The sequence below is a fragment of the Chamaesiphon polymorphus CCALA 037 genome (assembly GCF_003003845.1).
GTDB classification, from domain to species: Bacteria; Cyanobacteriota; Cyanobacteriia; order Cyanobacteriales; family Chamaesiphonaceae; genus Chamaesiphon; species Chamaesiphon polymorphus.
In genome coordinates this window covers 1-3,620 of the sequence record NZ_PVWO01000553.1, presented here as the reverse complement: position 1 = coordinate 3,620, position 3,620 = coordinate 1, and the positions used below count along the sequence as shown (strand labels likewise).

Sequence of the window (3,620 nt, the reverse complement as noted above, 5' to 3'; positions counted from 1 at the left end):
GATAAAGCCAGATAAGTGCCCGATCAAACCATCTTTTTCGCGGAACTTGTCGCGCAATTGTTGGACTGTCTCGATACCCATTGCTTCTAGGGATCGATCGAGAAACATGGCACTATAGAATCCAGGCGCATGGTGTCCGACTTCGGTGAGGATATTCTTATGTCCGAGCATCACTAATGAGGCGTAGACTTCCGCTTGGCTGGCAAATCCGCCAGGATGTCCAGATGCTTTACTCGCACAGATTTGAAGCGTGAGATAGCGTAGCGCGTCGGCGTAGAGCAAGGTTTGAAAAGCGGCGGCGGGATCGTTGGCATCGGCGATACCTGTTTGCCCAGCAGCGATAACTGGTGTTTTACCATGAGTATCGAACCCTGGTAGCAGTTCTCCAAAATACTGAATTCCCTCGGCAAATGCTGGAGTCTGAACCGCAGTAGTCATAAATTATAGTCGCCTTAAAATAGTAGATATCGATCGATGCTACCAGCTATTCTGGGTCAGTGGCACATTTTCGCACTATTACTCTATCAACAGCTTCAAAAGTTTCCCGATTTGAGAGATCGATCCTTGTAAATAAGATTGAACTCTAGACATACAATAAAATGTCATCAAAATCAAAGCAGATATTTTTGATTGGATTATTCATGACTGTCATAGGTACGATCCTAACAATATTTAATTGGTACTCAGCCCTGTACAGCGGTCGCTTTTATTTCAAAGCAGCATTTATTGGCCCGTTCGCAATAATTCTTGGTATTGGCGCGACTCTATTTCCCCATCAAATGATACCCATAACCACTAATAATTTGGATTTAAAACCAACAAAATTTACCCAAGTAGTTTTAGTATTAGCAATCATAAGTGGGTTTGTTAATGTAGCTTTGTTGATATCAGGAGTAGTCCCATTCTTAAAATAGTAGATTGTATTGAGGTGTAAGATAGCAAACTTTGACTTATGAATCTAAGTATACGTATTAGCTTTTTACCTACTACGAGCGAGTCCTAGCAAATATATATCACAGGTTACTTCGTTAACATTTCTGTGCCATAGGCGCAAGCCAGAATATCTTCCTTTTCTAGCTGAGAATCTTCTTTGAGAATCTCTACTATTGTTGTGCCGCCAGCCAAAAAAAGTCGATAATTAATGATACCCAAATGTGATGCCCTTTGATACGGGGCTTACCAGTGGAGATATTTGGATTAATCGAGATGCGTGATAAAAGTTGCGAATTACTCATGATATCTCGGAATCATATGAACCCCATATAGTTTGGTATTCCCCTCCTTGCTCTGGCAAAAATATACCTGTGTTTTCATCATAATCTCCAATAAAGCCAGTTACTGGATCGTAGCCTACAATGAGGCAGTGATATCGCAACTCGTCAAAAGTATTATCAAAAAACCATCCACTGATTTTATCTACTTCCAACAATCGATCGATTCCGTGTGTCTCAACTAAAAATTTCCATCCATCTCGATAGATAATAGCATTAAGTATTTGGCAAAGATCGAATAAACCTTCAACACACTTTAACGATTTAAGATCTTCGCTAGTATATATTTGTCCGTCAGGAGCTGGATACATATCCCAGGCTAATATACCCTCTGGAGCAGAATGCTGTATTTGTTTGTAGATGTTCCACGTGCTTACCCATTCTCCTTTATCATTATCCATTTTGCTTTAACTCCAATTGATATAAATATATTTATTTTAATTATCTCGACGAATTTATTATTCAAACTTAAGTAAAGTCTAAATTATGATATAACCAATCGCAGGACAGACTATCATCGTTCGATAGCAACGAGCGATCGAAATCACTCGAACTTCTGCTGAATATCTAGATTGAGAGCCTGATGTAACTGTAAATTCTCGGCTCGATCGGTTGTAACCTCAATTATGGCACTTCGACGATCGTCCACTGCTTGCAGATAATCATGAATAAATTCCTCATAATTCAGAGAATTATAGTAGTCTAATTTGAACATCGCCGCTGCATGTTGGAAATCTAAACCATGCGGCGTACCAAAATAATTCTCGAACAGATCTGTAGATTTCGCGATCGGTAAGAAAGAGAAAATACCTCCACCATCATTATTGATAACTACGACAATTACTGGCTGTGAATTGTGTTGTAGCAAAGCAAATGAATTTAAGTCATATAAGCTCGATAAATCTCCCACGATCGCAGTTACTGGAACCTGCAAACCTACTGCAAATCCAGTCGCTGAGGCGATCGCACCTTCAATCCCACTCGTCCCCCGATTTGCCCCGACTCGCAGACTCAATGACTGGGATTCTTCAGCATTTGCACCAACACCAAACATATCCAAATCGCGAATTGGCATACTATTAGATACCCATAAGCCATGTTGACTGGGAATGAGTTCGGAAATAGTTCGGGCGATGAGTGGTTCGGTTAATTTTGAGGTTTTTAAAAATTTAGCGGCTGTAATGCCGATTCTATCTGAAGCCGATCGTAATTTCTGCACCCATGTTGACGGGGAGAGCTGCGGTAACTGCTGACATAATCGATCGCACAGATAGGTAATGTCCGATTCTATTCGACATGATACTAGATGGTTAGGATCGTAACGATCGGGATTATCCGCGAGCGCAATATAATTTGTCGGTGGATATTTCTCGATCCATTTAAACCACTGCGCTGAGACAATTTTCGTGCCAATTTGGACGATTGTATCGATCTGTTCTAACTCTAAAGCACTATCTGTTAGTAATAATCGATCGAAGTAATGGATTAAATTCGGGACATCTTGGCGCAATCTCAATCCCGACTGAACATCGGCAAATACTGCCCAATTTAACCGCTCTGCTAATTTTATAACTGCCTGACTTTCTGCTGGAGATTTTAACTGTCCGACAAATAGGATACCTTTAGCAGTGGATGCGATCGTTTCAATTAGCGACTGAATTTCGTCAGGAGTCGGAATAGTTAATTTATCAGCATAACGAGTATATGGCGTTGGCGGAGCCTCTCCTATGGAGAATCGACCTTCATGCCACTTTACCAAACTCGCAGGTATTTCTACCTGTGCATCTGTAGGAGCTAAAGGTTCCCGAAACATACAGTTGAGATGTACGACTCCGCCTGGAGCTTGTCGCGCTCTAGATACAGCCAGATCGATCGTTGTCAACACTACATTGGGGTTGATTTCGGCTGTAGGGCAAGGTAAATCGAATTGCCAGGTTGGATAATCTCCATACAAATTTACCTGATTAATGGTCTGATTTGCCCCCGTCTGGCGTAATTCTGGCGGTCGATCGCTAGATAAAATAATCAGGGGAATATTATCGATCGATGCTTCAATCACTGCTGGTAAATAATTCGCTGCTGCCGTACCAGATGGACAAATTAATACTGCGGGATTACCAGTCGCGCGAGCGTAGCCGATCGCATGAAATCCCGCCGCACGTTCGTCTAGACAGATAATTTTATTTGCTTGTGAATTTTGAGCTGCTGCTACAGTTAATGGTGTCGATCGAGAACCAGGAGAAATGACAAAATAATCTATCTCATTTCGCACCAATTCTTCAACAATTAAATATCCCCAGAGTTGATTCATTCAATTACTAAATATTTATCTCTCACTTAATACTAGTC

Annotated in this window: 2 protein-coding genes and 2 pseudogenes; all 4 read right to left on the bottom strand. The window is 41.2% G+C overall.

Going from position 1 to position 3,620, the window contains the following annotated elements; all coding sequences use genetic code 11:
- Positions 1-438, bottom strand: a pseudogene (locus C7B77_RS26225) (phosphoketolase family protein); the annotation flags it as partial.
- A 582-nt stretch (positions 439-1,020) separates the two neighbouring features.
- Positions 1,021-1,235, bottom strand: a pseudogene (locus C7B77_RS31770) (DUF433 domain-containing protein).
- A complete protein-coding gene (locus C7B77_RS26210; RefSeq protein WP_106311918.1) occupies positions 1,232-1,672 on the bottom strand; it encodes a hypothetical protein in 441 nt (146 codons plus the stop codon). Before C7B77_RS26210 ends, C7B77_RS31770 begins: the two are co-directional and overlap by 4 nt.
- A gap of 143 nt (positions 1,673-1,815) precedes the next feature.
- Positions 1,816-3,582, bottom strand: a complete 1,767-nt coding sequence (menD, locus tag C7B77_RS26205) for a 2-succinyl-5-enolpyruvyl-6-hydroxy-3-cyclohexene-1-carboxylic-acid synthase (protein WP_106311915.1) — start codon at positions 3,580-3,582, stop codon at positions 1,816-1,818.
- Between the last annotated feature and the right edge of the window lie 38 nt (positions 3,583-3,620).